The sequence below is a fragment of the Saccharothrix sp. NRRL B-16314 genome (genome assembly GCF_000716595.1).
In the GTDB taxonomy this organism is placed as follows: domain Bacteria; phylum Actinomycetota; class Actinomycetes; order Mycobacteriales; family Pseudonocardiaceae; genus Actinosynnema.
The window spans coordinates 117,419-140,019 of record NZ_JNXC01000017.1 but is presented as its reverse complement, the minus strand read 5'-3'; the positions used below and the strand labels follow the sequence as shown (position 1 = coordinate 140,019).

Genomic DNA, 22,601 nt, shown 5'->3' with positions numbered 1-22,601 from the left:
CGACACCGTCATCTGCGAGAAGTACCAAGGCGTCCCCAAGGGCTCCGAACCCAAGAAGATCGGCGAAGGCGCCGACGGCAAGAACTGCTTCTACTCACCATCCGACATCACCCAGCGGTAGTGACCGCTCCCCTGCTCCCGTCGACGCCGCACGGTGTCGACGGGAGCAGGCTCGTCTACGGGCGCTTGGTCTACGGGCGCTGTGCGTAGTCGGGCAGGCGGCGGGCGACCTCGTCCGGCGACGGCATCCGGGCGATCTCCTCGGCGACCGCACGGGCCGCGTCACGGTGGTCGTGGCGCGCGGACAGCGTCCGGACGTGCTCGGCGACGGCGTCCGCGCCCAGTTCGTCGGCGAGCAGCCGCAGGCCCGCGCCGACGCCGACGATCGCCTCGGCGTTGGCGAACTGGTCCGCGCCCTGGGGCAGGACCAGCTGCGGGACGCCGGCGGCGAGCGCGCCAAGGGTCGTACCGCTGCCCCCGTGGTGCACGACCACGGCGGCGCGCGGCACCAGGTCCGCCTGCGACACCCACGGCCGCGCGGTGACGTTGTGCGGCAGGTCGCCCAGCTCGTCCACCCGAACGCGGCCGGTGGCGACCACCACGTACGCGTCCAGCGTCGCCAACCCCTTGATGACGGTGGTGAGCAGGTCCGCGGTGCCGAACGCGGTGCCCAGGGTCAGGTAGACCAGCGGACCGTCCACGGTCGGCGACGGACCCGGTTCGGAGTACGGGACGGGACGCAGCTCGATCCGGTCCTCGGCGGCGAGGAAGCCCTTGTCCTGCAACGACGGCGGGCAGATGTCGACGTGCGGGCGTCCGGGCACGGCCTTCGCGGGCGATTCGAGGCCGATGCCGTCGGGGAACATGCGGCCGAAGCCGTGCCAGATACCGGGGATGCCCGCCTTCCGCGCGGCGACGGCGGCTCCCGGCACGCCCCATTCGTGCACCACGAGGTCGGGTTCGAGCCGGGCCAGTTCCGGTTCGAGGTCTTCGGCGTAGATCTCGTAGAACGAGTCGGCTGGGCGGAACGGCCGCAGTCCGTTAGCGGCCAGTGGCGCGTGCACGCCCTCGCCGACGGCGAAGTGGACCTCGTGTCCGGCCGCACGTGCCGCGAGCGCGAGCGGGATCAGCGGATAGGTGTGCCCCACCGACGCGAGGGCGGCGAACAGTACGCGCATGTCGGCGAATCTACTGGTGGCGGTGTCACGAGGACGCGCGCCGGGTTCGACGACTCGGTGCCGACCGACGGCGCCACGGTGCTCGCCGAACCGGCCCTGCGCCGGTGCCACCGGTCAGCAAGCCCTGGCCACGCGCCGGGGTGAGAGTTCCGCGAGGACCACCCGGTGCGCGTCGCGCAGGGCCGGGCCCGGTTCGATGCCCTGCTGCTCGATCAACGCCCGTCGCGCGGCGCGGAACACCTCCAGCGCCTCACCGTCCCGCCCGGAACGGTGCAGGGCCACCATCAACAGCGCCCGCAACGACTCGTGCCAGGGGTGCTCCACCAGCAGCGCGCTCACCTCCGCGACCACCTCGGCGTGCTGCCCCAGCTCCAGCGCCGCACGGCACCGCAGTTCCACCGCGCTCAACCGCAACTCGCCCAGGCGCCGCCGTTCCTGCTCGGCGAACGGACCGGACGCCCCCGCGTACGCCGACCCGTGCCACAGCCCCAGCACGGCGTCGACGGTGTCACGGGCACCGCTCCAGTCGCGTTGCGCGAGCAGCCGCTGGGCGTCGGCGCGCCCGCGTTCGAAGACCTCCGCGTCCAGCGCCGCTTCGGTCAGCCGAAGCAGGTAACCCCCGGTCCGCGACACCAACGCGTCCCGCGCCGGCCCGAGAGCCCTGCGCAGCCCGGACATGTAGGTGTGCAGGCTCCCGACCGCGCCCACCGGCGGCTCGTCGCCCCACACGCCGTCGACCAGCTCGTCCCGCGAGACCACCTGGTTCGCCCGACCGGCCAGCAATGCGAACACCGTCCGCCGCCGCGCCGGGCCCAACACCGGCTCCACGTCACCCAGCCAGGCCCGCACCGGCCCCAGCACGCTCACCCTCAGCTCGTCAGAGCACATCCGCACCCCCTTGGTCAGGAGGGGCACGCACAGCAACACGCATCGGTTCAGATCCCATCGTGCGTCACTCGTTCGGCGCAGACCGGTGGGAGGGCCGTCCCGGCGCCGGGAATCCGGGTGAGTACGGACGGGCAGACCTCGTCCGCCGGCCTTTCGTCGCACCCGTCCCGCGTGATGGGCTCAAGCCAGCCCTTGCCGCACGGCTGGTAGGGGTCCCGGAGGACCGGTACCGGCCCCGGCGCCGGTACGGAGGTGTGAAGGCGATGTGGTCCCACGAGGACGGCGGTCGCGTGACGGACGGTCTCACGCGCGAGAGGTTCGCGGGAGACCTGTTCCTCGACCTGGCGGCCAAGGGCTGGCTCGTGATCCGGCCCGAGGAGGCCGAGCGGGTCATCGCCGAGTTGGAGCGGACCCTGGAGGTCGTGCGGTCGCGCACGCACCGGATCGAGGTGTCGCGGCGGCTGCGGGACGCGGCGGGCGACGACATGGACCCGGGCGTTGACCGGCTCGTCGTCGACGCGGTGTTCGCCGAGCAGATCACGGCGGGTTCGTGGGAACGCGCGCTGGTCGAGCTGCCGAAGTACATCGAGGCGTTCCGGATGGCGGCCCGCAACGCGCAGCTCGAACCGTGAGGCCCACCGGGGGCGGTCTCACGACGTGCGACCTGCGCTTCGAGCTGGAGTCGGCGGGCGAGGACCTGCGCCACTACCGCGAGCGCCACGACGACGCCACCGTCGAGCTGCTGCTCGCCTGGATCGACACGCTGCTCGACGAGTGGAACCGCCGCACCGGCTGAGCCCGCCGACACGACTCTGCCGCGCACACGAATCTGCCGCGCACCCACGGGAACGGGTGCGCGGCTTCGTCATGTTCTTCGGGTCTTCCTCCCGTCAGCGGTGCCGGGCACAGCGGTGCCGGGCCAGCGGTGCCGGGCTCAGCAGTGCCGGGTTCAGGGTGCGATGTCGCTCAGCTCGCCGCTGACGTTGAGCAGTTGCGCGCAGTTCGGGGCCTGTCGGCCGCTGGCCGGGGTGCCGGGCTTGGCGCAGCCGACCGTGACGGTCACGGTGCCGTTCTGCGGGATGTCGATCGGCGTCACCCAGTGGTAGTCCTGGTTGCGGAACGTCTCCAGCGCGATCGTGGTGATCGTGCGCTCCCCGAACGCGATGGTCAGCACGCCCTCGTCACCCTGGTGGTTGGCCAGCACGATGTCGGTGATGTGGAAGACCTTGCCCGGCGGCACGACGTACGTCCCGGTCGTCTGCTCACCGGCGTTCGTGGTGACCGCGATGGTGCCGGAGTGCTGTTCACGCCCGGCGCCCGTGCCGCGGCCCTGTCCCTGCCCTTGCCCCTGCCCCTTTCCCTGCTCACCGGCGGGCGGCTGCTCGGGCGCGGCACCCGGCTCCTCCGCCGGCGCCTGCGGTTCGACGGCCTGGGCGATCTCCTTGGCCCGGCCGTCGACGGCTTCCCGCGCCGCGCTGAGCACCGCCGGGCGAACCAGCAGCAGCCACGCCAGCAGCAGCATCAACAACGCGCCCAGCAACGACAGCAGCCACTTGGACAGGATCGGCAGCTGGACGAGTTCACCGGCCACCTCGTGCTCGTGCCGCTCGTCCGCCGCCAGGGCCACCGCGTCCAACCGCACCGGCCACACCTGTGGCTTGCCGAACCACAGCGTTTTCGCGACCCGCACGCGCAGTTCCAGCTCGGCGCGACCGCCGGGGTCCACAGTGGTCGGTGCGGTCGAGACGGTGTACTTCAGGTGGTCGTCGGCTTCGGGCAGCGCGGGCGTGACCGCGGTCGGCGTGTTGCCGTCGTTGTGCACCTCGACGCGGAAGCGCGCGCTGCGCCACGCGCGACGGCGCTTGGGGATCAGCCGGACCCGTTGCTTCGCAAAGGGTTCGACGATCACGATCGTCTCGGTCACGACCGCCGACTGCGGTCGTTCGGCGGGCAGCACCCGCACCCCGAGCGGCACCTCGCCCGCGCGCACCTCGGGTGATCGCGGCGGGCGCAGCACGATGGCGACCTGCTCCGAGGTGCCGGGGTACAGCGACAGCCGTGCCGGTTCGACGGTGGTCCAGGGGGCGCACCCGCCCACCACCTCGAACTCGTACGCCTCGACGATATCGCTGTCGTTGCGCACCGTCATCGTCGTGCTGGTCTCCTGACCGGGCGTGACAACCACGGTGGGGAGTCCGAATTCGGTCGTTGTGGTCACCCGACGAACGGTAGGGACGGCACACCGGCGGTGGACAGGGAGAAAAGGGCACCGTACGGGCAAACCCGTGCACCGAAGTCCCCACGCCGGTGCCCGCGAACCCCTCCCCGGCCGACGATGGTCCCCACGAGGTCGCCGACCGTGCGGTCCGGCTATTCCACAGGAGGGTTGCATGTCCAGGATTCCGGTGGCCGTGTACGCCGAGGACCATGTGCTGAAGGCGGGGATCACGTACCAGCTGCGGCCCCGGCCCGAGGTGGAGGTGGTGCGGCCGGACGAGGAGCAGCGCGCCGTCGTGTCGCTCGTGGTGGTGGACCAGGTGGACGACGCCACCGCACGGGTGCTGCGCCGGCTGCGGCGCTCGTCCACGACGCGCATCGGCCTGGTGGTGGGGCGCTTCGACCAGGACGCCCTGCAGACCACCATCGACTGCGGCGTGACGGCGGTGATCCGGCGGTCCGAGGCCGACCAGGACCGGTTGGTGAGCACGGTTTCCGCGCTGGCCAACGGGGAAGCGGTGCTGCCCGGCGACCTGCTGGGCAAGCTGCTCGACCACGTGGGCCGGTTGCAGCGCAGCGTGCTGGACCCCAACGGCCCGTCGCTGTCCACGCTGACCGCCCGTGAGGCGGACATGCTGCGGCTGGTGTCCGAAGGTTTCGACACGTCCGAGATCGCGTCGAAGATGTCGTTCTCCGAGCGCACGGTGAAGAACGTCCTGCACGAGGTGACGACCCGGCTGCAGCTGCGCAACCGCGCGCACGCCGTCGGGTACGTGATGCGGCACGGCCTGATCTGAGCCGTCACGGGCCCGAGTTGCCCGAACGGCCCCGAGTCGTGCCCCGACCGTGCCCGCCGGGACCTCCGTGGCCCCCGGTGCGCCGGACGACGATTCGGGCACATGCCCCAGACGTGCAAGGCCCAGACGGAGGTGGAACCTTGTCGAACCGGCTGCCGACCCGGCCCCTCGCCCTGATCGGCGCGGTGGTGGCGCTGAGCGCCGCGGTCGTGGTGGTGAACGACGTCGCCACGTCGGTGTCGGCGTCGGTGCTCCAGGACGACCCGGTGTCCGGCCGGATCGCCTACACCGGCACCGGCCACCGCAGCATCGGCGCGCTGACCGGTCCCGTCCCCGAGCAGTTGCGGCCCAGTGAACCGCTGCTCGCCGCCGGACCCGCGCACCACGACGACGACGTCTCGGCGCGCGGCGGCCTGGTGGTGTTCACCAGCCTGCGTGACGGCCCGACGCCGCAGGTGTACCTGCGCACGGCGGGCGGTGCGGTGCGCAGGCTCACCGTAGGCCTTGACGCCGCGCACCCCCGGCTGTCGCCGGACCTGCGCACGGTCGTGTTCGACTCGCTCGACGGCGAGCGGCGAGACCTGTGGCTGGTCGGCGTGGACGGCAAGGGGCTGCGTCAGCTGACCGACACGCGGTCCGACGAGACGTGGCCGACGTTCTCACCGGACGGCGCGAGCGTCGCGTTCTCCGGTGACCGCGACGGCGCGCGGGAGATCTACCGCGTCCCGGTCGGCGGCGGTCGCGCCACGCGGGTCACCGACGAGCCGGACGGCGACGCGGGCGAGCCGGACTGGAACCCGCGGGACGGCCGCATCGCCTACAGCCTCGACATCGACGGCACCCGGCAGCTGCGCGTGCTGGACGGCGGCAGCGTCGGGGTTCCGGTGCTGGGTGGCGACCAGGCCGGGTGGCGCGGACGGTCGCCGGGCTGGAAGCCGGACGGCGTCGGGCTGCTGTTCCTCAGCATCGACCAGACGTGCTCGTGCCCGGCCGACCCGAACGTCGAGAAGGTGTACCAGGTCGACACCGGCCCCGGCCTGCCCGTCACGGTCGCGCCCGGTCTGCTGCTGGCGGAGGACCGCACGATCACCTCGCCGACGTGGCTGGTGGACGGGCGCGGCGAGCACCTGCTGGTGGCCCGCACGACCGCCGAGACCCGCTTCACCGCGACCCTCCAGGACATCCGGCCGGACGGCTCGGACCCGCGTGACCTCGGCGTGGCGGTGCTGCGCGAGGACCCGGAGAGCGTCAACGACCCCAACCTGCTGTTCCGCCCCCGGGCCGGTTTCGACCCGTGGACCCAGCGGCAGTCCTACTCCCCCGACGGCCGGACCATCGCGCTGAGCCGGTTCGAGGACGTCGACGGCAGGCGGGTGCAGCGGCTGTGGCTGGTGGACGCGGACGGCGCCGACGCGCGCCGGGTTCCGGTGGCCGACCGGTCGCCGACCGACTGGGAGTTCGACGCAGTGTGGTCGCCGGACGGCCGGTTCCTGGCGTTCGCCCGCCGCACGCCCGGCGGGGTGCGGCCGGACGGCGGCCCGAGCCGGATCGTGGTGGTCGAGGCCGCGACCGGCGCCGTGGTGGGGAAGCTGACTCCCCCACCGGCCCTGGCCGACCAGGAGGACACCCAGCCGGAGTGGTCGCCGGACGGCGGCACGCTGTCGTTCACCCGGGGACGGGTCTTCGACGGCCCCACCGCCGAGGTGCGCGACAACCACGTGTGGACCGCCCGCGCCGGGACGCTGGACCAGCAGCGGGACGTGTCCGCGGCGGTCTGCGGGTTCGACTGCGAGGTGACCGACGACAGTTCGGTGTTCAGCCCGGACGGGCGCACGCTGGCGTTCAACCGGGAGGCCGACGGCGTGCTGCTGGTGTCGTTGGCGGACAACGGGTGCCGCGTGCTGCTGCCCTCGGGGGCGAACACGTGCGTCACCCCGCTGACCGCGCCGCCTTCGGGTCCGTTCCAACCCCGTGACGTGTCGTTCTCCCCCGACGGCGACCGGGTGGTGCTCACCGCCCGCCGTGCGGGTGACCTCACGTCACCGGAGGAGCTGGACGTCGTCGACCTGGGCACGGGCGAGGTCCGGCGGATCACCGCCGACCTGCCGGGCCGGCAGAAGGAGCCGACCTGGCAGCAGTCGGTCGACCTCGCCGTCGAGGCGCCACCCGCCGCACCGGACGCGGACGCGGGCGTGACGACCCCGGTGGCGGTGACCGTCGTGAACCGCGGTCCGGCTCCGTCACCGGGCACTTCGCTGACGGTCGCCGTTCCGGAGGGTGTGCGGCTGGACGGGTTGCGGCCCGCGCGCGGCTCGTGTGACGTGGCCGAGTTGCGGTGCGACCTCGGAGTCGTGGAGCCGGGCGGGTCCGTGGAGATCGTCGCCGACGTGGTGGGCCTGGTGCCCGGACGGCGGAGCGTCACGTGGTCGGTGGCGGGCTCGGTGCTCGACGTGCTGCCGTCCGACAACGCCTCCAGCACGGCGATCCCGGTGCGCGACCCGGTGACCGGACCCCCGCCACCACCCCCGCCGCCGCCTGCCCCGCCCGCCGCCGGTCCTTCGCTGGCCGTGGTGGTGCAGCCGAACCCGTCCTATGTGGGCGGACGCGCGACGGCGGTCTACACGGTCCGCAACGGCGGCGGTGGCCTGGCCACCGGGCTCCGGCTGGACTTCGCGCTCCCCGCGCGCGTGCCGGTGGCGACCCTGCCGCCGGGGTGCTCCGCCGCCGGCTGCCCGTTGCCCGACCTGGCGCCGGGAGCGTCGCAGGTGGTGCAGGTCGTGCTGGCGCCGGACCAGCCGCTCGAGACCACCGTGCGCGGCACGTTGCGCACGACCGGCACCGACGCCGACCCGGCGGACAACGCGGCCGCCGCGCCGATGCGCGTGCTGCTGCCCCGGATCGTCGCCGTGCCGCCGATCGGTGAACCCGGGTTCGTCACGTCGGTGCGCGGCGTGGACTTCCCGCCGGGTGCGCCGGTGCGGCTGACCTGGTCACCCGGCATCACGTCGGCCGCCGCGCCGACGATCCCGCGGCCGGACGGCGGTTTCACCGCGCAGCTGCTCATCCTCGGCAAGGACCAGACCGGTCCGCGGACGATCACCGCCGCCGGACCGGGTTTCCGACCCGCGACCACTCCGTTCCTCGTCGTGCCCGGCACCGTCGGACCTCCCGACATGGTCCGGCGCAGGTGACTCCCAGGAGGTTGCAGTGATCCACGAGGTGGACGAGGGGATCCGCAGGCTGCTCGCCGCCGGTGGCGTGCCCGGCGGTGGTGGTGAGCTCGTGTTCGAGGCGCCCACCACCGACTGGACGGCACGGCGCAACGCGCCGACGGTCAACGTGTTCCTGTACGACATCCGCGAGGACGAGTCCCGGCGCAGCACCGGCAACCTGGAGGTGTTCGAGCGGGACGAGCTCGTCGCGCACCGCAAGCCGCCGCGCTGGTTCCGGCTGTCCTACCTGGTGACGGCGTGGACGAACCGGCCGCAGGACGAGCACCGGCTGCTGTCGCAGGCGTTGGCGTGCCTCGCTGGCCACGGCCGGTTGGCGTCGGAGTGGCTCACCGGTTCGTTGGCGGAACTGGACTTGAGCGTCCTGCTGGAGTGCGGCGGGCCGGTGTCTGAGGGACGTGCGGCGACCGACGTGTGGTCCGCGCTCGGCGGTCGGCTCAAACCGGCCATCAACGTGGTGGTGACCGCGCCGGTGGCCGGCACCCTGACCCCGCTCGCCGCTCCCGCCGACGGCGGCCTGGTCCTCGTCGGCGGGCCCGAGGACGACAGCCGCAGGCTGCGCTACGAGGACACCCCCGGTGGCGGCGGTTTCGCACCGGCCCGGCCCCGGCCCGCGGACCGACGACGACGTGGAGGTCCGATCCGATGACGGCGACAGCGATCCCGACCGGGACACCCGACCTGGCCTACCTGTGGGCGAGGCTCGGCGCGGTCGAGTGGCGGGTGCGCCACGCAATCGCGGCGCGGGCGGCGACCGATCCGACGTTGGACGACCCGCACCGGGGCATGTACCTGACCGCCGAGTCGGTGCGGCGCATCCTGGACGGGCACCGGGAGCCGCTGACGCCACCGGACGACGAGCCCGACCTGGACGTGCTCGCGGCGACGGTGCCCGAGCCCGGTCCCCGGCTGTCGACCCTGGCCCGGCGGTTCGACCTGGAACCGGTGGACGTCGAGTTCCTGCTGGTCGCCCTGGCGCCGGACGTCGACGCCCGGTTCGAACGGCTCTACGGCTACCTCAACGACGACGTGACCCGCCGTCGGGCGACCGTGGGGCTCGCGCTGGAGCTGTGCGGGCTGCCGGCGGCCGGACCGGGCCGGTTCCGGTTCGCCGCGTCCGCGCCGCTGGTCCGGAGCGGCCTGCTGGAGGTCCGGGACGGCGAGTCGCCGGTGTTGTCCCGGCCGTTGCGCGTGCCGGACCGGGTCGTCGCCCACCTGCTCGGCGACGACGAGCCCGATCCGGCGATCGGGACCACCGCGAGGGTGGTGCCCGCGGGCAGCGTCCCGGAGTCACCCCTGGCCCGGCGGATCGGCGACGCGCTGGACGCGGGCGTCCGGGCGGTGCACCTGCGCGACACCGACGGTGACGCGGCCCGCGTCGCGGTGGAGGCCCTTGCCGCGGCCGGTCGTGACGCCGTGGTGCTGGACGTCCCGGCGGTCGCCGACCGGGCGGACGCCCCGCTGGTGGCGGCGGTCCGTGAGGCCCGCTTGCGCGGCGCGGGCCTGGTGTTCGGCCCGTTGGAGCCGTTGCTGCCCGACAAGATCCGGCTGATCCGCGACCTCACCGCGGTGGCGGGCGAGGTGCCCCTGTTCTTCCACAGCCGGCGGCATTGGGACCCGCAGTGGACCGCGCAGCCGGTGGTGTCGGTGCCCGTGCCGGCGCTGGACACCGGCCGGCGGGCGGAGCGGTGGGCGCGGGCGCTGGCCGACGCCACCGGCACGGCCGCCGACCCGGCGATGGTGGCCGACCTGGCCGGGTACCGACTGGGCACGGACGAAGTGGACCGCGCGGTGTCGGTCGCCGCACGGCTGGCCGTGCTGGAGGACCGCCCGGTCGGCGTGGCACACGTCCGGGCCGGGGTGCGCGCCCAGAACGGGGCCGGCTTGGAGCAGTTGGCGCGGCGGATCACCCCCGCCGTGGATTGGGACGACCTGGTGCTGCCCGAGCCGACCCGGCGGCAGCTGGACGAGCTGGTGCTGCGCGCACGGCACCGGGACCGGGTGCTGGGCGAGTGGCGGATGCGTCCCGGCGGAGGTCGGGGACGCGGGGTGGTGGCGTTGTTCGCCGGCGAGTCGGGCACCGGCAAGACGATGTCCGCCGAGGTCGTCGCCGGTGCGGTCGGCATGGACCTCTACGTGGTGGACCTGTCGTCGGTGGTGGACAAGTACATCGGCGAGACGGAGAAGAACCTGGAGCGGATCTTCACCGAGGCCGCGGGCGTGCACGGCGTGTTGCTGTTCGACGAGGCCGACGCCGTGTTCGGCAAGCGGTCGGAGGTCAAGGACTCGCACGACAAGCACGCCAACATGGAATCGGCGTACCTGTTGCAGCGGATGGAGTCCTTCGACGGCATCGCGGTGCTCACCACCAACCTCCGGTCCAACGTGGACGAGGCGTTCACGCGGCGGATCGACGTGATCGCCGACTTCCCGGTGCCCGACGCGACTCAGCGGCTCGCGCTGTGGGACCGCTGCCTCGGCTCGCGGATGCCCCGGGCGGACGACCTCGACCTGGCGTTCTGCGCCGAGCGGTTCGAGCTGGCGGGCGGGTCGATCCGGGCGTGCGTGGTGACCGCCGCGTACCTCGCCGCCGCCGCCGAACGGCCGTTGCGGATGGCCGACGTGATGGCCGCCGTGCACCAGGAGTACCGCAAGCTGGGCCGGCTCGTGCTGCCCGGCGAGTTCGGGTCGTGGCTGGACAACTGAGCTCGCTTTTCGGGAAGAGCGCCCGCTGTGGGCGCTCTTTTCGTTTGCCCGAAGGGCCCGATTGCCTGTTCGGGCAGGGGGAATGCCCCCTACCGGGGTCCGCCGGTCCTGCCGCCGCGAGCGCGCGGGCGAGAGGCTTGTGTGGCCAGAGCGGAAGAGCAGAGAAGGAGCGACCATGCCGCAGTACCTCTCGCCCGGCGTGTACGTGGAGGAGGTCCAGACCGGTGCGCGCCCGATCGAGGGAGTCGGCACCGCGGTGGCGGCCTTCGTCGGCTTCGCCGAACAGGGCCCCTTCCACGAGCCGACCCTGGTCGCCAACTGGAACCAGTACGTGCGCGACTTCGGCGGGTTCACCGAGGACGCCTACCTCCCGCACGCCGTCTACGGCTACTTCGCCAACGGCGGCGGCTCGGCCTACGTGGTGCGGATCGGCGGCTCGGCGAGTGACGCGGACACCAAGCCCGCGACCGCGCAGCCCGTGGCGCTGGGCGGTCTGCGGATCTCCGCCCTGCCCTCGGCCGGCCCGGACCTCTCCGTTGAGGTCGCGGACGCCGACGGCGAGAACCCGCCGGACGACCGGTTCAAGCTGCTGGTCCGCCAGGGCGACAAGGTGGTCGAGACGTTCGACGTGTCGACCCGGAAGAACATCAAGAACTACGTGGTGACGCAGGTCGCCGAGCGCTCGAAGCTGATCGAGGTCACCGAGGCGACCGGCACCGCGCTCGCGCGACCGGACAAGCAATCGGTGGCGGTGCCGTCCCCGAAGGCCGCCAAGCCCGTGAAGCTCGACGCGCAGGAGTACGTCGGCGATTCCGAGGCGCGGACCGGGTTCGGCGGCCTGGAGAACATCGACGAGGTCACCATGGTCGCGGTGCCGGACCTGATGAGCGCCTACCAGCGCGGCCTGATCGACCTGGAGGGCGTGCAGACGGTGCAGGCGGCCGTCATCTCGCACTGCGAGCAGATGGGCGACCGGGTCGCAGTGCTGGACGCCCCGCCCGGACTCACCCCGCAGCGGGTGCACAAGTGGCGGATGCAGGAGGCTAATCACGACTCTCGCTACGCCACCCTTTACTACCCGTGGATCAAGGTTTTCGACCCGGCCGGCGGGCGCAACACGCTCGTGCCGCCGTCCGGTCACGTCGCCGGTGTGTGGGCGCGCAGCGACGCCGAACGGGGTGTGCACAAGGCGCCGGCCAACGAGGTCATCCGCGGCGCGGTGGACCTGGAGATCACGCTCAGCAAGAGCGAGCAGGACCTGCTGAACCCGGTCGGCGTGAACTGCGTGCGCACGTTCCCGGGTCGCGGCATCCGGATCTGGGGCGCGCGGACGCTGTCGTCCGACCCGGCGTGGCGCTACCTGAACGTGCGGCGGCTGTTCAACTTCCTGGAGGAATCGATCCTCCTGGGCACCCAGTGGGTCGTGTTCGAGCCGAACGACGACCGGCTGTGGGCCGGGATCAGGCGCAACATCACCGCGTTCCTCACCGAGCAGTGGCGTCAGGGCGCGCTGTTCGGCCGCACCCCGGCCGAGGCGTTCTACGTCAAGTGCGACCGGGACAACAACCCGCCGGAGTCCATCGACCTCGGCCAGGTCGTGTGCGAGATCGGCGTGGCGCCGGTGAAGCCCGCCGAGTTCGTGGTCTTCCGCCTGGCCCAGTTCTCCGACAACACCAGCCTCGTCAGCGAGTAATCCGCGTCCCACAAGGAAAGGCAGCACCAGTCATGGCAGACGGCGACGCTCTCTCCACCCACATCTTCGGCCTCCAGCTCGGCGCCTACATGGTCGAGTCCCTGCAGGAGGTCAGCGGGGTGACCATCGAGGAGGACGTGGTCGAGATCTCGCAGGTGACCCCGCAGGGCAAGCCGTTGCTGCGCAAGCAGCCCGGTGCCCGCAAGGGCGGCGAGATCACGGTCACCCGGGGGATGGACAAGAGCAAGGAGTTCACCAAGTGGCTGAAGGAGACGGTGAACAAGGGTGACGTCGAGACGGCGCGCCAGAACATCACCATCGAGATCATGAACAGCAAGGGCGAGACCGAACGCCGGCTGAACCTGGTCAACGGGTGGGTCAGCAAGTGGGAGGGCCCGTCGCTGAAGGCGGGCGAGTCCAGTGCCGCGATCGAGAAGGTGACCATCACCTTCGAGGACATCACCCTGGAGGACTGATGAGGCGACGGGTGATCGGGCTCGACTCGCTGGACGAACTGGCCGCCGATCCGGTCGAGGCAGTCGAGGCCGGTGCGGGGAAGTCGTCGTTCGTGGAGCGGGAGCCCGCGCTGCGCACGGAGTTCGACTTCGAGCTGCCGCGCGGGTACGTGGACGCGGAGGGCGTCGTGCACCGGCACGGGCGGATGCGGCTGGCGACGGCCCGGGACGAGCTGCGACCGCAGATCGACCTGCGGGTGAAGGAGAACCCGGGCTACCTCAGCGTGCTGCTGCTCAGCATGGTGATCACCGAGCTGGGTGCGGTGGAGGAGGTGAACGTGGGCGTGGTGGAGCGGATGTACGCCACGGACATCGCGTTCCTCCAGGACTTCTACCGGCGGATCAACAGCGAGGGGCACACGCGGGCCGGGGTGACGTGCCCGTCGTGCGGGAGTGGGTTCGAGGTCGACCTGGCCGGTGGTCGCCTGGGGGAATCGTGACGTACGCGGCCGACCGGCTGCACGAGGAGGTCGCGTACGTGGCCTACCACTTCCACTGGCAACGAGAGCAGATCCTCGACCTGGAGCACCACGAGCGCCGGCGTTGGGTCCGCGAGATCGCACGCATCAACACGAGGGTGAACGAAGGGGGGTGACCCGATGGGCTTCTGGGACAGGTTCCGCCGCAAGCCGGCCGCCGCTGCTGCTGTCGCCGCTACCCCCGCCGCCGCCGTCGCACCGGCGCAACGGGCCTCTTCGGACGGTGGCTGGCGTGCGACCCGGCCGATGGACGGCGTGATCCAGCGTGCGGGGATCGCGGTGGGCGACGGCCTGAGGTTCCGCGGCGGGCTGGCGTCGTGGCAGGACCACAGGTCGGGCGGGGAACTGGGTCACGCGGTCTTGCCGGGCGCTCCGGCCGGTGTGATGCACGGGGTGGCGCGGCACACCGGCGAGCCCGGCGAGTACACGGGGAACGACCGGCTCACAGTCGCCCTCCGACCCACCGCCGTCACTTCCCACGCGGTGGCCTCGGACACGGAACATTCCGCCGCCACTCCGTCTCCCTCGACCCCGGCTCACGCGCACCCAGTGCTGTCGTCCCCGGTCACACCGAAGCCATCCACCGTGCAGCGGTCACCCGCTACCCCGGTCCCCTTGCGCCCACTCGGCACGCCGCTGACCGCAGCACGCCGGGAAGTGACCCCCCTACGCCCGATTCCAGCCCTCAGCCCCGCCAACACCCCGACAGTGCAACGCCAAACCTCCCCTTCACCCGCACCGCACCCCCGGCCGGCCACCACCACCCCACCCACCTCACGGACCGAACTGCTCGGACCAACCCCGCCCACCGAACCGAACCCGCTGGTCGGACCACCTCCGCCGGCAGGACCGCACTCGGCACCCCCGGTGGCAGGACGGCACTCGGCATCCCCACCGGCCACGCCACCCAGCTCACCCGAACCGACACCTCTAGTCGGCAGGCCGTCGCCCCCCGCTCCCGCACAACGCCAGACAACCGCCCCCACACCACTACCTGGCTCGACGCCAGTACAACGCCAGACCACCACGCCACCATCCACCCCAAACCAACCGACCCCCGGCGAACCGACTGGCGAACCCACCGCTCCCGTAACCATGCCGAGTCGCAAACGCCCGCCACTCGGCCCAAAACCCGGCCCAACGCCCGGCCCGTCACCGGTGCAGCGGAAGCCCAGAACAGGACCAGTCCTGGGCGAACCGCTGGCACAGATCCCACCCACCGCGATGGTCCAGCGCCACTCAACCCCGCAAGTCGAACACTCAACCCCCGTGAGTCCTACGTTCAGAACACCCGAATTCAACGCTCAGAACAGGCCAGGTCCGCGTGGACCGGTCCTCGGCGAGCCGCTGGCGCAGATCCCGGCCGGTGCGGTCGTGCAGCGATCGGAGGCATCGAACTCGGTGATCGGATCACCGACAGTCGGCCGGTCGACTGCCACTACGCGTGCGGAGACGCCTGCCGGCCACCCGCGCCACCGTCCGGGCGAGCGACACCACCTGCCCGCTAGTGGTCAGTCTTCGGGGGTGCCACGGTCACTGGGGCAGGCACGGCTGCCCGTTGTCCGGCTCGACCGCCCGACCGTGCAGCGCCGCCCTCTTGAGGGCCGCTCTGTTGAGGGCCGCTCTGCTGAGGGTCACGCTGTTCAGGGCGGCGACGTCGGGCACGGCCACGTCGCGGTCGCGCCTCTGCTCCCGGCACGGCCACTGGTCTCCCCCACGCCCCCGGACCTGCCTCCGCACACGGCGAACCTGCCCAAGGCGGTCCCGCTCCGGTGGACGTCCCCCTCCCGGCAGGGCTCGGCAGCGCGCCGTCCTTCGGGTGATGGGAGCACCGGGCCGGACGTTCAACGCGCGGTTGCCAAGAGGGGTGCGCGTACGCATCCGGACCCGGTGCTCCCCACGGCTGGGCCGCCGCACGCCACGACATCGGGCGACGTCCAGCGCGCCACGACGCCGGCGAGCAGCATCCAGCACCCCGCGACACCAGAAGCCGGAATCCGGCGCAGCGCGACACCGGCGACCGGCGTGCAGCGTGCCGCGGCACCTGCGACCAGCACGCAGCGCACCGTGACACCGGTAACCAGCGTCCAACGCACCGCGACCGGCAGCCAGCGCGCCGCGACACCGGCGACCACCGTCGAGCGTGCTGCGACGACTGCGACCAGCGTCCAGCGTGCTGCGACGACTGCGACCGGCGGCCAGCGCACTGCGACAACTGCGACACCGGCGACACCGGCGACACCAGTGACCAGCGTGCAGCGAGCCGCCACCGATGCCACTCACGTTCAGCACGTCGCGACACCGTCCAGGAACGTCCAGCGCAGCGCCACACCGACGAACAGCACCCATCGCGCCGTGGTTCGGCCAACCCCACCAACCGACCTCCCAGGGTCCACCGCCGACCAGCCCGTCAAACCGGCCTACCCACCCGTCGTGGTGGCCCCGCCGAAGCCGGTCCAGCCGGCCGGAGCGAAGCCCGCGACCCCGGTCACCCGGTCGGTCACCGTCCAACGGTCACCGAACCACACCCTGGCCGACAACGCTGTCGACGAAAACCCGGACAAGAACCCGGACAAGAACCCGGCCGACAAGACCGCAGGCCAGCACGCCTCAGCCAACCAGTCCACACCACAGCGCCTGGAACGCTCCGACCTCGAAGACCTCGCCCGCCGCCTGCTCGACCCCGTCGGCCGGCTCCTGCGCGCCGAACTGCGCCACGGTCGCGAGCGCGGCGGCAACCTGCACGACCGCCGCCGCTGACCCGGCACACCGAAACTGGAGATCCTGATGTCCGACACCCTCTTCGCCACCAGCGTCTTCTTCCGGCTCTCCATAGCGGGCAACGACCTCGGCGCGTTCCACACCTGTGACGGCATGGGCGCGCAGATGGAGGTCGAGCAGTTCGCCGAGGGCGGCAACAACGGCTTCAGCTGGCAGCTCCCCTCCCGCATCACCTGGTCCAACATCACGATGACGCGGCCGGTCACCTCGGACACCGCGAAAGTCGTCAAGTGGCTCAACGACGTCATCGAGAAGGTCGAGCGCAAGGACGGCGAGATCGTCGCCCTCACCCCGGACGGCAGCACGATCGCCAGCTGGCAGGTCCAGGGCATCGTCCCGGTCCGCTGGCAGGGCCCGTCCTTCGACCCGTCGACCTCCCAGGCCGCCACGGAAACCCTCGAATTCGCCCACGAAGGCATCGACGCGTCCTGAGAGGAGGGATGACATGGCACGCAAACCCGGGGCGAGCCTCACCCGCGCCCAGCTCGTCATCATGGAGCCACCCGCGAAGGCCGGCGCGAAACCGGGCGCCCGGCTGGCCACGGTGAAGTTCCAGTTCAACCCGAGCACGTTGGCGCTGAGCAAGAACACCGAGTGGCGCCGCAACCCCTCCCGCACGGCGGACGAGACGTCGATGCCCGAGTTCGTCGGCAGCGGCCCGCGGAACCTGTCGGTCGACGTGTTCCTCGACGCCACCGCCACGCACGACAACTCGGTCGAGACCCGCGTGGAGCAGCTGCTCAAGGCTTGCGTGCCCACCAAGAAGAGCCTGGCGACGAAGAAGCCCGCGAGCCCGTGGGTCCGCTTCGAGTGGGGCACCTCGAAGACCACGTCGTTCGACGGCGTGCTGTCGAACCTGTCGGTGGACTACTCGCTGTTCGACGTCGACGGTCGGCCGCTGCGGGCGAGGTGCGCGCTGTCGATCGAGGAGGCCGGCGCCGACACCCCCGGCCAGAACCCGACGTCCGGGTCGCGCGAAGCCCGCCGCACGCACCGCGTCGTGGCCGGCGACAGCCTCCCGCAGCTGGCTTGGCGCGAGTACGGCGACGCCACCGCCTGGCGCGTCATCGCCGAGGCGAACGACATCGACGACCCGATACTGCTCGTGCCGGGGGTCGAACTGCTGGTGCCCGCGATGGAGGAGGCCCGATGACCAACCGCAAGTCGTTCCGGTCGTTCGCCGCCGACCCGATCGTGACCGCCGGTTCGCTGTCGCCCACGTGGGCGAAGAGGCTGGTCAGCTGCGTGGTCGACGAGAACGTCGGCCTGCCGGACCTCGCGGTCCTGACCTACCGGGACGGCAACCACGAGCTGCTCGCCGACAGCGGCATCAAGATCGGCATGCCGGTGACGGTGTCCGTGGTGACGGTCGAGAGCAAGGCGCAGGTGCAGCTGTTCGGCGGCGAGGTCACCGGCCTGGAGGCGGACGGCGACTCGACCGGCTCGTTCACCGTCATCCGCGCCATGAGCAAGGCGCACCGGCTGTTCCGGGGCCGCCGGGTGGAGGCGTTCCGCAACGTCCCCGCCGCCACGGTGGTGCGCCAGGTCGCCCGCAACGCCGGCCTCACCGTGGGCCGCGTCGAGCTCTCCCCTGTCCGGTACACGCAGATCAGCCAGGCGGGGGTGTCGGACTGGGAGTTCCTCCAGCAACTCGCCCGCGAGCACGGCGTGACCGTCCAGGTGGACGACAAGGGCACGCTGGAGCTGCTCAAGCCCAAGCCCGCGTCCAGTGCGCCCGACCCCCGCACCGACGACAGCCCGCTGGTGCTCCGCCACGGCGACCTGCTGGCCCTGCGCGCCTCGCTGACCAGCTCCGACCAGGTCGAGAAGGTCGAGGTCCGCGCCTGGGACGTGGCCACCAAGAAGGCGTTCGTCGCGGTCGAGCCGGCCAACCGGAGCAGGACGATTCTGCCCGGCTTCGGGGAGTCCGTCGCCGGCAAGCGGACCACCATGCTGGTGGCGGACACGCCGTACAGCACGCAGGCCGAGGCCGACACCGCTGCCCGGTCGCTCGCCGAGTCGGTCAGCGCCGGGTACGCCGAGATCGAGGCGGTCGCCAAGGGCCACCCCCAGTTGCGCGCCGGCGTGCCGATCGCGTTGGCCGACGCGGGGCCTGCGTTCAGCGGTCGCTACACCCCCTCGTCCGTGCGGCACGTGCTGGAGCCCGAGACCGGCTACCGCAGCATCGTCACGGTGAGCAGTTCGCCCGACCGGTCGCTGGCGGGGCTGGCCCTGGGCGGCAACGGACCCGCCCGCTCGCCGCGCATGCCGGGTCTGGCCACCGGGATCGTCACCGACGTCAAGGAGGTCGGCCGGGACCAGCGGGGCTGGGTGCGGCTGAAGTTCCCCTGGCTGGACGACAACTACGTCACCGACTGGGTTCGCACCGTGCAGTGGGGCGGTGTGGGCGGCGGCGGGGTGTTCAGCCCCGAGGTCAACGACGAGGTGCTGGTCGGCTTCGAGCAGGGCAGCCTCGACCGCCCGTACGTGCTCGGCGGGCTCTACAACGGCATCGACCAGCCGTCACCGCACGACCTGCCCCTGATCGACCCCACGAGCGGCCGGGTGAACCGGCGGTCGTTGGTGTCCCGCAAGGGCAACCGGCTCGAACTGCTGGACGGCCTCACCACCGCCGGCGTCCGGCTGCAGACCGGCGACAAGCGGCTGGACATCACGTTGGACGAGAAGACCGGGAGCATCGACATCAGGGTGAGCACACCGCGGGGTCGCCGCGTCCTCGGCTCGATCTCCCTGGACGCCAAGGGGATCACCGTCGACGCCGGGCTCGGCGACCTGGTGCTGAAGGGCAGGACGGTGTCCGTCGAGGGCGGCACCCACGCCGCGCTCAAGGCGCCCATGGTCGAGATCAACTGACGCACGTGACGAGGGAGACCTGATGCCCCCCGCTGCCCGGATGGGCGACAAGACGACGCACGGCGGCGCCATCGGCACACCGCCGCCCGCCGTCGCCGCCAAGGTGACCACGGTCCTGATCGAGGGCAAACCCGCCGCCGTCGGCGGGAGCCTGCACGTGTGCATCGTGCCGAAGGACGCCGTCATGGGGCCGTTGAACATCGTCAAGCCCCGCATCGGCGGCCAGGTGCTCATCGGCGGGGTGGTCGCGGCACGGGTCGGCGACAGCACCACCTGCAAGGCGGACATCCTCACCGGCGCGCTCACCGTCCACATCGGAGGCAGATGATGAGCGAGAGCTTCATCGGGCGCGGCTGGGGGTTCCCGCTGCGCACCGGACCCACCGGCGGGATCGGGATGGTCGAGCGCGAGCAGGAGATCACCGAGGCCATCCGGCTCGTCCTGGGCACCGCGCCGGGCGAACGGCCGATGCGCCCCGAGTTCGGCTGCGGCATCCACGAGCACGTGTTCGCGTCGGCGGACGGCGCCACGGCCGGCCACATCGCCCGCGAGGTGCGCGCCGCGCTGGACCGGTGGGAGCCGCGGATCGAGGTCGACGACGTGGTCGTCGCGTTCGACGCGGTCGAGGCCGGGACGCTCTACATCGACGTCCGCTACACGATCCGGTCGACCAACGACCAGCGCAACCTGGTCTTCCCCTTCTACACCATCCCCGACGAAGGGAGCGCGGAGTGATGGGGCTGCCCGCACCCAACCTGGACGACCGGCGCTTCCAGCAGCTCGTGGACGAGGCCAAGCGGTACGTCCAGCAGAGCTGTCCGGAGTGGACGGACCACAACGTGTCCGACCCCGGCGTCACGCTCATCGAGACGTTCGCGCAGATGGTCGACCAGCTCGTCTACCGGCTCAACCGGGTACCCGAGCGCAACCACCTGGCGTTCCTCGACCTGCTCGGCGTCACCCTGTTCCCGCCGACCGCGGCACGCGCCGACGTCACGTTCTGGCTGTCCGCGCCGCAGCCGCAGGCCGTCGTGCTGCCGGTCGGCACCGAGGTGTCCACGGAGCGCTCGGAGGACTCGGAGGCGGTCGTGTTCGCCACCACGGACGAGCTGGCCGTGGTGCCGTGTTCGGTGGTGCGGCTGGTGACGAGGGCCGCGTCGGGCGAGCACTCCGACCGCACCAAAGACCTGGAGGCGAACCAGGACGTGCGGTGCTTCCAGGCCACGCCCGCGGTCGGTGACGCGACGTTGTTCGGCCTGTCCGCGGCGGTGCCGCGCTGCGTCGTGGTGCTGCGGCTGGACAGCCGGGTCGAGGGCATCGGCGTCGACCCCCGGCAGCCGCCGCTGGTGTGGGAGGCGTGGACCGGGCAGGACTGGCTGCCGTGCGAGGTGGACGAGGACAGCACCGGCGGCCTGAACCGGCCCGGTGAGGTGGTGCTGCACGTGCCCGCCGGGCACACCGAGTCGGTGGTCGCGGGTCACCGCGCGGGCTGGCTGCGCTGCCGGGTCACCGAGCCGGCGCGCGAACAGCCGTTCTACGCCAACTCACCGACCATCCGGGAGGCCGAGGCGTTCACCATCGGCGGCACCACGGCCGCGGAGCACGCGGAAACCGTGGCGGACGTGCCGCTGGGCGAGACGGCGGGCGTGCCGGGGCAGCGGTTCACCGTGCCGCGCTCCCCCGTGCTGCTGGACGGCGATCCCCTGGTGGTGCGGGTCTCGGCGGGCGACGGCTGGCAGGACTGGACCGTCGTGGAGCACTTCGGCGCGTCGGGTCCGGACGACCGGCACGTGGTGCTGGACGCCATCCGGGGCGAGTTCCAGTTCCCGCCGGCGGTCCGTGAAGCGGACGGGTCGCTGCGCCGCTACGGCGCGGTGCCGCCGAAGGGCTCTGTGGTGCAGGTGCCCCGTTACCGCACGGGTGGTGGGCGTTCGGGCAACGTGGCGCGCGGCGCGATCTCCGTGCTGCGCAGTTCCGTGCCGTACGTGTCGGCGGTGGAGAACCGGGAGGCGGCACGCGGTGGTGTCGACGGCGAGACCGTGGCCGAGGCGAAGGTGCGCGCACCCCACCAGCTGCGGGTTCAGGAGCGGGCGGTGACCGCCGAGGACCACGAGCACATCGCCAGGCTGGCCGCGCCGTCGTTGGCCAGGGTGCGGTGCCTGCCCGACGGGCCGGGCTCGGCGAGGGTGCTGGTGGTGCCTGACGCCGTCGCGGACCAGGGTGACCGGCTGCGGTTCGAGCAGTTGGTGCCGACCGAGGACGTGGTGTCGGCGGTGGCCCGGAGGCTGGACGAACGGCGGCTGCTCGGGACGCGGCTCGTCGTCGAACCGCCCCGCTACCAGGGCATCACGGTCGTCGCACGGGTGGCGGCGCCGGAAGCGGAGGGCAACCGGGTGCGTGAAGAAGCGCTGGACGCCCTCTACCGCTACCTCAACCCCCTGCGCGGCGGCACGGACGGGACGGGGTGGGAGTTCGGCCGGCCGGTTCAGTTCGGCGAGGTCTTCGCGGTGCTGCAAGGTGTCGCCGGTGTGCGGCTGGTAGAGGAGATCCGGCTCTTCCCGGCCAACCCGATCACGGGGGCGCGCGGCGCACCGGTCGACCGGGTCGAGGTGGCGCCGAACGCGCTGGTGTTCTCCTACCAGCACCAGGTCGTGGTGTCATGAGCCGCGTCGCGCTCCCCGAGCTGCCCAGCAGGTATCCGCTGGGCCGGATGCTGCCCGCGCTGTACGCGGCGGACGACTTCGCCCAGCGGTTCACGTCGGGACTGGACGCCGTGCTGTCCGCGATCCTGTCGACCCTGGACAACCTGCCCGAGTACTTCGACGCCGACCTCGCCCCCGAGGACTTCGTGACGTGGTTGTCGTCCTGGGTGGCTGCGGACGCGGACCCGTCGTGGCCGGAGCCGCTGCGACGTGAAGCGGTGCGCCGAGCCGTCGAGCTGCACCGTCTGCGCGGCACCGCTGCCGGACTCGTCGCACGCCTGGAGCTGTGCTTGGGGGTGCGCGCCGAGGTGGTGGACGGCCCCGGCGCGACGTGGTCCACCCGACCGGACACCGCCCTGCCCGAACGGCGGGACGTCGTCGTGGTGCGGGTGCGGCCGGGCCGGTCCGGGGTGGTCGACCGGGAGCGGGTGGTGGCGCTGGTCGACGCGGCGTGCCCGCTGCACGTCACCTGCACCGTCGAAGTGGTGGACGGGGACTGACATGCGCCTGTGCACGCAGTGCGGCTCGCCCATGCGGGACG

The 22,601-nt window shown here is 72.3% G+C and carries 23 protein-coding genes; 18 read left to right on the top strand and 5 right to left on the bottom strand.

Annotation, left to right across the window (positions count from 1 at the left end):
- Positions 1-191: 191 nt before the first annotated feature.
- On the bottom strand, positions 192-1,178 hold the full coding sequence (locus OQ02_RS23310; protein ID WP_033440693.1) for a glycosyltransferase: 987 nt from the start codon (positions 1,176-1,178) through the stop codon (positions 192-194).
- Positions 1,179-1,292: 114 nt separating this feature from the next.
- Positions 1,293-2,066 carry an AfsR/SARP family transcriptional regulator gene (locus OQ02_RS23305; protein ID WP_156077240.1) on the bottom strand — a complete coding sequence of 258 codons (774 nt, stop codon included), beginning with the start codon at positions 2,064-2,066 and terminating at the stop codon, positions 1,293-1,295.
- 263 nt (positions 2,067-2,329) lie between these two features.
- On the opposite strand from OQ02_RS23305, the gene OQ02_RS23300 reads away from it, so the two are divergent.
- Entirely contained in the window at positions 2,330-2,698 is a 369-nt protein-coding gene (locus OQ02_RS23300) for a hypothetical protein (protein WP_051772703.1), read from the top strand.
- Complete coding sequence (locus OQ02_RS43975; protein ID WP_156077239.1) at positions 2,695-2,862, top strand: hypothetical protein; 168 nt, start codon at positions 2,695-2,697, stop codon at positions 2,860-2,862. The genes OQ02_RS23300 and OQ02_RS43975 overlap by 4 nt, the downstream gene beginning before the upstream one ends.
- Before the next feature lie 153 nt (positions 2,863-3,015).
- Here the strand turns inward: OQ02_RS43975 and OQ02_RS23295 are convergent, their stop codons facing one another.
- Entirely contained in the window at positions 3,016-4,284 is a 1,269-nt protein-coding gene (locus OQ02_RS23295) for a COG1470 family protein (RefSeq protein ID WP_033440654.1), read from the bottom strand.
- Positions 4,285-4,456: 172 nt separating this feature from the next.
- Here OQ02_RS23295 and OQ02_RS23290 point away from each other — a divergent pair, with 172 nt between their 5' ends.
- The 8 genes from OQ02_RS23290 (at position 4,457) to OQ02_RS44940 (ending at position 13,819) form a co-directional block, all read left to right on the top strand.
- The gene (locus OQ02_RS23290; protein WP_033440653.1) at positions 4,457-5,080 is read left to right on the top strand and encodes a response regulator transcription factor; all 624 of its coding nucleotides are present in this window, start codon (positions 4,457-4,459) and stop codon (positions 5,078-5,080) included.
- Positions 5,081-5,220: 140 nt separating this feature from the next.
- A complete protein-coding gene (locus OQ02_RS23285; protein WP_051772699.1) occupies positions 5,221-8,271 on the top strand; it encodes a DUF11 domain-containing protein in 3,051 nt (1,016 codons plus the stop codon).
- A 16-nt stretch (positions 8,272-8,287) separates the two neighbouring features.
- The gene (locus OQ02_RS23280; protein ID WP_033440652.1) at positions 8,288-8,959 is read left to right on the top strand and encodes a DUF4255 domain-containing protein; all 672 of its coding nucleotides are present in this window, start codon (positions 8,288-8,290) and stop codon (positions 8,957-8,959) included.
- On the top strand, positions 8,956-11,016 hold the full coding sequence (locus OQ02_RS23275) for an ATP-binding protein (protein ID WP_051772698.1): 2,061 nt from the start codon (positions 8,956-8,958) through the stop codon (positions 11,014-11,016). Before OQ02_RS23280 ends, OQ02_RS23275 begins: the two co-directional genes overlap by 4 nt.
- A gap of 175 nt (positions 11,017-11,191) precedes the next feature.
- The gene (locus OQ02_RS23270; RefSeq protein ID WP_033440651.1) at positions 11,192-12,709 is read left to right on the top strand and encodes a phage tail sheath family protein; all 1,518 of its coding nucleotides are present in this window, start codon (positions 11,192-11,194) and stop codon (positions 12,707-12,709) included.
- Between the two features lie 32 nt (positions 12,710-12,741).
- A complete protein-coding gene (locus OQ02_RS23265; RefSeq protein ID WP_033440650.1) occupies positions 12,742-13,185 on the top strand; it encodes a phage tail protein in 444 nt (147 codons plus the stop codon).
- Positions 13,185-13,664, top strand: a complete 480-nt coding sequence (locus OQ02_RS23260; RefSeq protein WP_033440649.1) for a hypothetical protein — start codon at positions 13,185-13,187, stop codon at positions 13,662-13,664. The genes OQ02_RS23265 and OQ02_RS23260 overlap by 1 nt, the downstream gene beginning before the upstream one ends.
- The gene (locus OQ02_RS44940) at positions 13,661-13,819 is read left to right on the top strand and encodes a DUF6760 family protein (RefSeq protein ID WP_181320139.1); all 159 of its coding nucleotides are present in this window, start codon (positions 13,661-13,663) and stop codon (positions 13,817-13,819) included. Before OQ02_RS23260 ends, OQ02_RS44940 begins: the two co-directional genes overlap by 4 nt.
- A gap of 1,417 nt (positions 13,820-15,236) precedes the next feature.
- Here OQ02_RS44940 and OQ02_RS23255 read toward each other — a convergent pair.
- Together OQ02_RS23255 and OQ02_RS43970 are read right to left on the bottom strand one after the other, a co-directional pair.
- Positions 15,237-15,443, bottom strand: coding sequence for a hypothetical protein (locus OQ02_RS23255; protein ID WP_033440648.1), 207 nt, complete (start codon positions 15,441-15,443; stop codon positions 15,237-15,239).
- Positions 15,444-15,547: 104 nt separating this feature from the next.
- Positions 15,548-15,982 carry a hypothetical protein gene (locus OQ02_RS43970; protein ID WP_156077238.1) on the bottom strand — a complete coding sequence of 145 codons (435 nt, stop codon included), beginning with the start codon at positions 15,980-15,982 and terminating at the stop codon, positions 15,548-15,550.
- A gap of 154 nt (positions 15,983-16,136) precedes the next feature.
- Between OQ02_RS43970 and OQ02_RS23250 the strand changes: the two genes are divergently transcribed.
- The 8 genes from OQ02_RS23250 to OQ02_RS23215 are packed head-to-tail and all read left to right on the top strand — an operon-like array spanning position 16,137 to position 22,560.
- Positions 16,137-16,463, top strand: coding sequence for a hypothetical protein (locus OQ02_RS23250; RefSeq protein ID WP_051772697.1), 327 nt, complete (start codon positions 16,137-16,139; stop codon positions 16,461-16,463).
- A gap of 27 nt (positions 16,464-16,490) precedes the next feature.
- Complete coding sequence (locus tag OQ02_RS23245) at positions 16,491-16,916, top strand: phage tail protein (protein ID WP_033440647.1); 426 nt, start codon at positions 16,491-16,493, stop codon at positions 16,914-16,916.
- A 13-nt stretch (positions 16,917-16,929) separates the two neighbouring features.
- Positions 16,930-17,637: a CIS tube protein gene (locus OQ02_RS23240; RefSeq protein ID WP_033440646.1), complete on the top strand. Its 708-nt coding sequence runs from the start codon at positions 16,930-16,932 to the stop codon at positions 17,635-17,637.
- Positions 17,634-19,358, top strand: coding sequence for a VgrG-related protein (locus OQ02_RS23235; protein WP_033440645.1), 1,725 nt, complete (start codon positions 17,634-17,636; stop codon positions 19,356-19,358). Before OQ02_RS23240 ends, OQ02_RS23235 begins: the two co-directional genes overlap by 4 nt.
- A gap of 22 nt (positions 19,359-19,380) precedes the next feature.
- Positions 19,381-19,686, top strand: coding sequence for a PAAR domain-containing protein (locus tag OQ02_RS23230; RefSeq protein WP_033440644.1), 306 nt, complete (start codon positions 19,381-19,383; stop codon positions 19,684-19,686).
- Complete coding sequence (locus OQ02_RS23225) at positions 19,686-20,093, top strand: GPW/gp25 family protein (protein WP_156077237.1); 408 nt, start codon at positions 19,686-19,688, stop codon at positions 20,091-20,093. The genes OQ02_RS23230 and OQ02_RS23225 overlap by 1 nt, the downstream gene beginning before the upstream one ends.
- Positions 20,093-22,021, top strand: a complete 1,929-nt coding sequence (locus tag OQ02_RS23220; protein ID WP_033440642.1) for a putative baseplate assembly protein — start codon at positions 20,093-20,095, stop codon at positions 22,019-22,021. Before OQ02_RS23225 ends, OQ02_RS23220 begins: the two co-directional genes overlap by 1 nt.
- Complete coding sequence (locus OQ02_RS23215; protein WP_033440641.1) at positions 22,018-22,560, top strand: phage tail protein; 543 nt, start codon at positions 22,018-22,020, stop codon at positions 22,558-22,560. The genes OQ02_RS23220 and OQ02_RS23215 overlap by 4 nt, the downstream gene beginning before the upstream one ends.
- Positions 22,561-22,601: the final 41 nt, after the last annotated feature.

Excerpts from the sequence above, each read along its gene's own strand:
- OQ02_RS23310 (WP_033440693.1), bottom strand. The coding sequence starts at position 1,178 with ATGCGCGTACTGTTCGCCGCCCTCGCGTCGGTGGGGCACACCTATCCG.
- OQ02_RS23305 (WP_156077240.1), bottom strand. The coding sequence starts at position 2,066 with ATGTGCTCTGACGAGCTGAGGGTGAGCGTGCTGGGGCCGGTGCGGGCC.
- OQ02_RS23300 (WP_051772703.1), top strand. The coding sequence starts at position 2,330 with ATGTGGTCCCACGAGGACGGCGGTCGCGTGACGGACGGTCTCACGCGC.
- OQ02_RS23290 (WP_033440653.1), top strand. The coding sequence starts at position 4,457 with ATGTCCAGGATTCCGGTGGCCGTGTACGCCGAGGACCATGTGCTGAAG.
- OQ02_RS23275 (WP_051772698.1), top strand. The coding sequence starts at position 8,956 with ATGACGGCGACAGCGATCCCGACCGGGACACCCGACCTGGCCTACCTG.
- OQ02_RS23270 (WP_033440651.1), top strand. The coding sequence starts at position 11,192 with ATGCCGCAGTACCTCTCGCCCGGCGTGTACGTGGAGGAGGTCCAGACC.
- OQ02_RS23265 (WP_033440650.1), top strand. The coding sequence starts at position 12,742 with ATGGCAGACGGCGACGCTCTCTCCACCCACATCTTCGGCCTCCAGCTC.
- OQ02_RS23260 (WP_033440649.1), top strand. The coding sequence starts at position 13,185 with ATGAGGCGACGGGTGATCGGGCTCGACTCGCTGGACGAACTGGCCGCC.
- OQ02_RS23245 (WP_033440647.1), top strand. The coding sequence starts at position 16,491 with ATGTCCGACACCCTCTTCGCCACCAGCGTCTTCTTCCGGCTCTCCATA.
- OQ02_RS23240 (WP_033440646.1), top strand. The coding sequence starts at position 16,930 with ATGGCACGCAAACCCGGGGCGAGCCTCACCCGCGCCCAGCTCGTCATC.
- OQ02_RS23235 (WP_033440645.1), top strand. The coding sequence starts at position 17,634 with ATGACCAACCGCAAGTCGTTCCGGTCGTTCGCCGCCGACCCGATCGTG.
- OQ02_RS23230 (WP_033440644.1), top strand. The coding sequence starts at position 19,381 with ATGCCCCCCGCTGCCCGGATGGGCGACAAGACGACGCACGGCGGCGCC.
- OQ02_RS23225 (WP_156077237.1), top strand. The coding sequence starts at position 19,686 with ATGAGCGAGAGCTTCATCGGGCGCGGCTGGGGGTTCCCGCTGCGCACC.
- OQ02_RS23220 (WP_033440642.1), top strand. The coding sequence starts at position 20,093 with ATGGGGCTGCCCGCACCCAACCTGGACGACCGGCGCTTCCAGCAGCTC.
- OQ02_RS23215 (WP_033440641.1), top strand. The coding sequence starts at position 22,018 with ATGAGCCGCGTCGCGCTCCCCGAGCTGCCCAGCAGGTATCCGCTGGGC.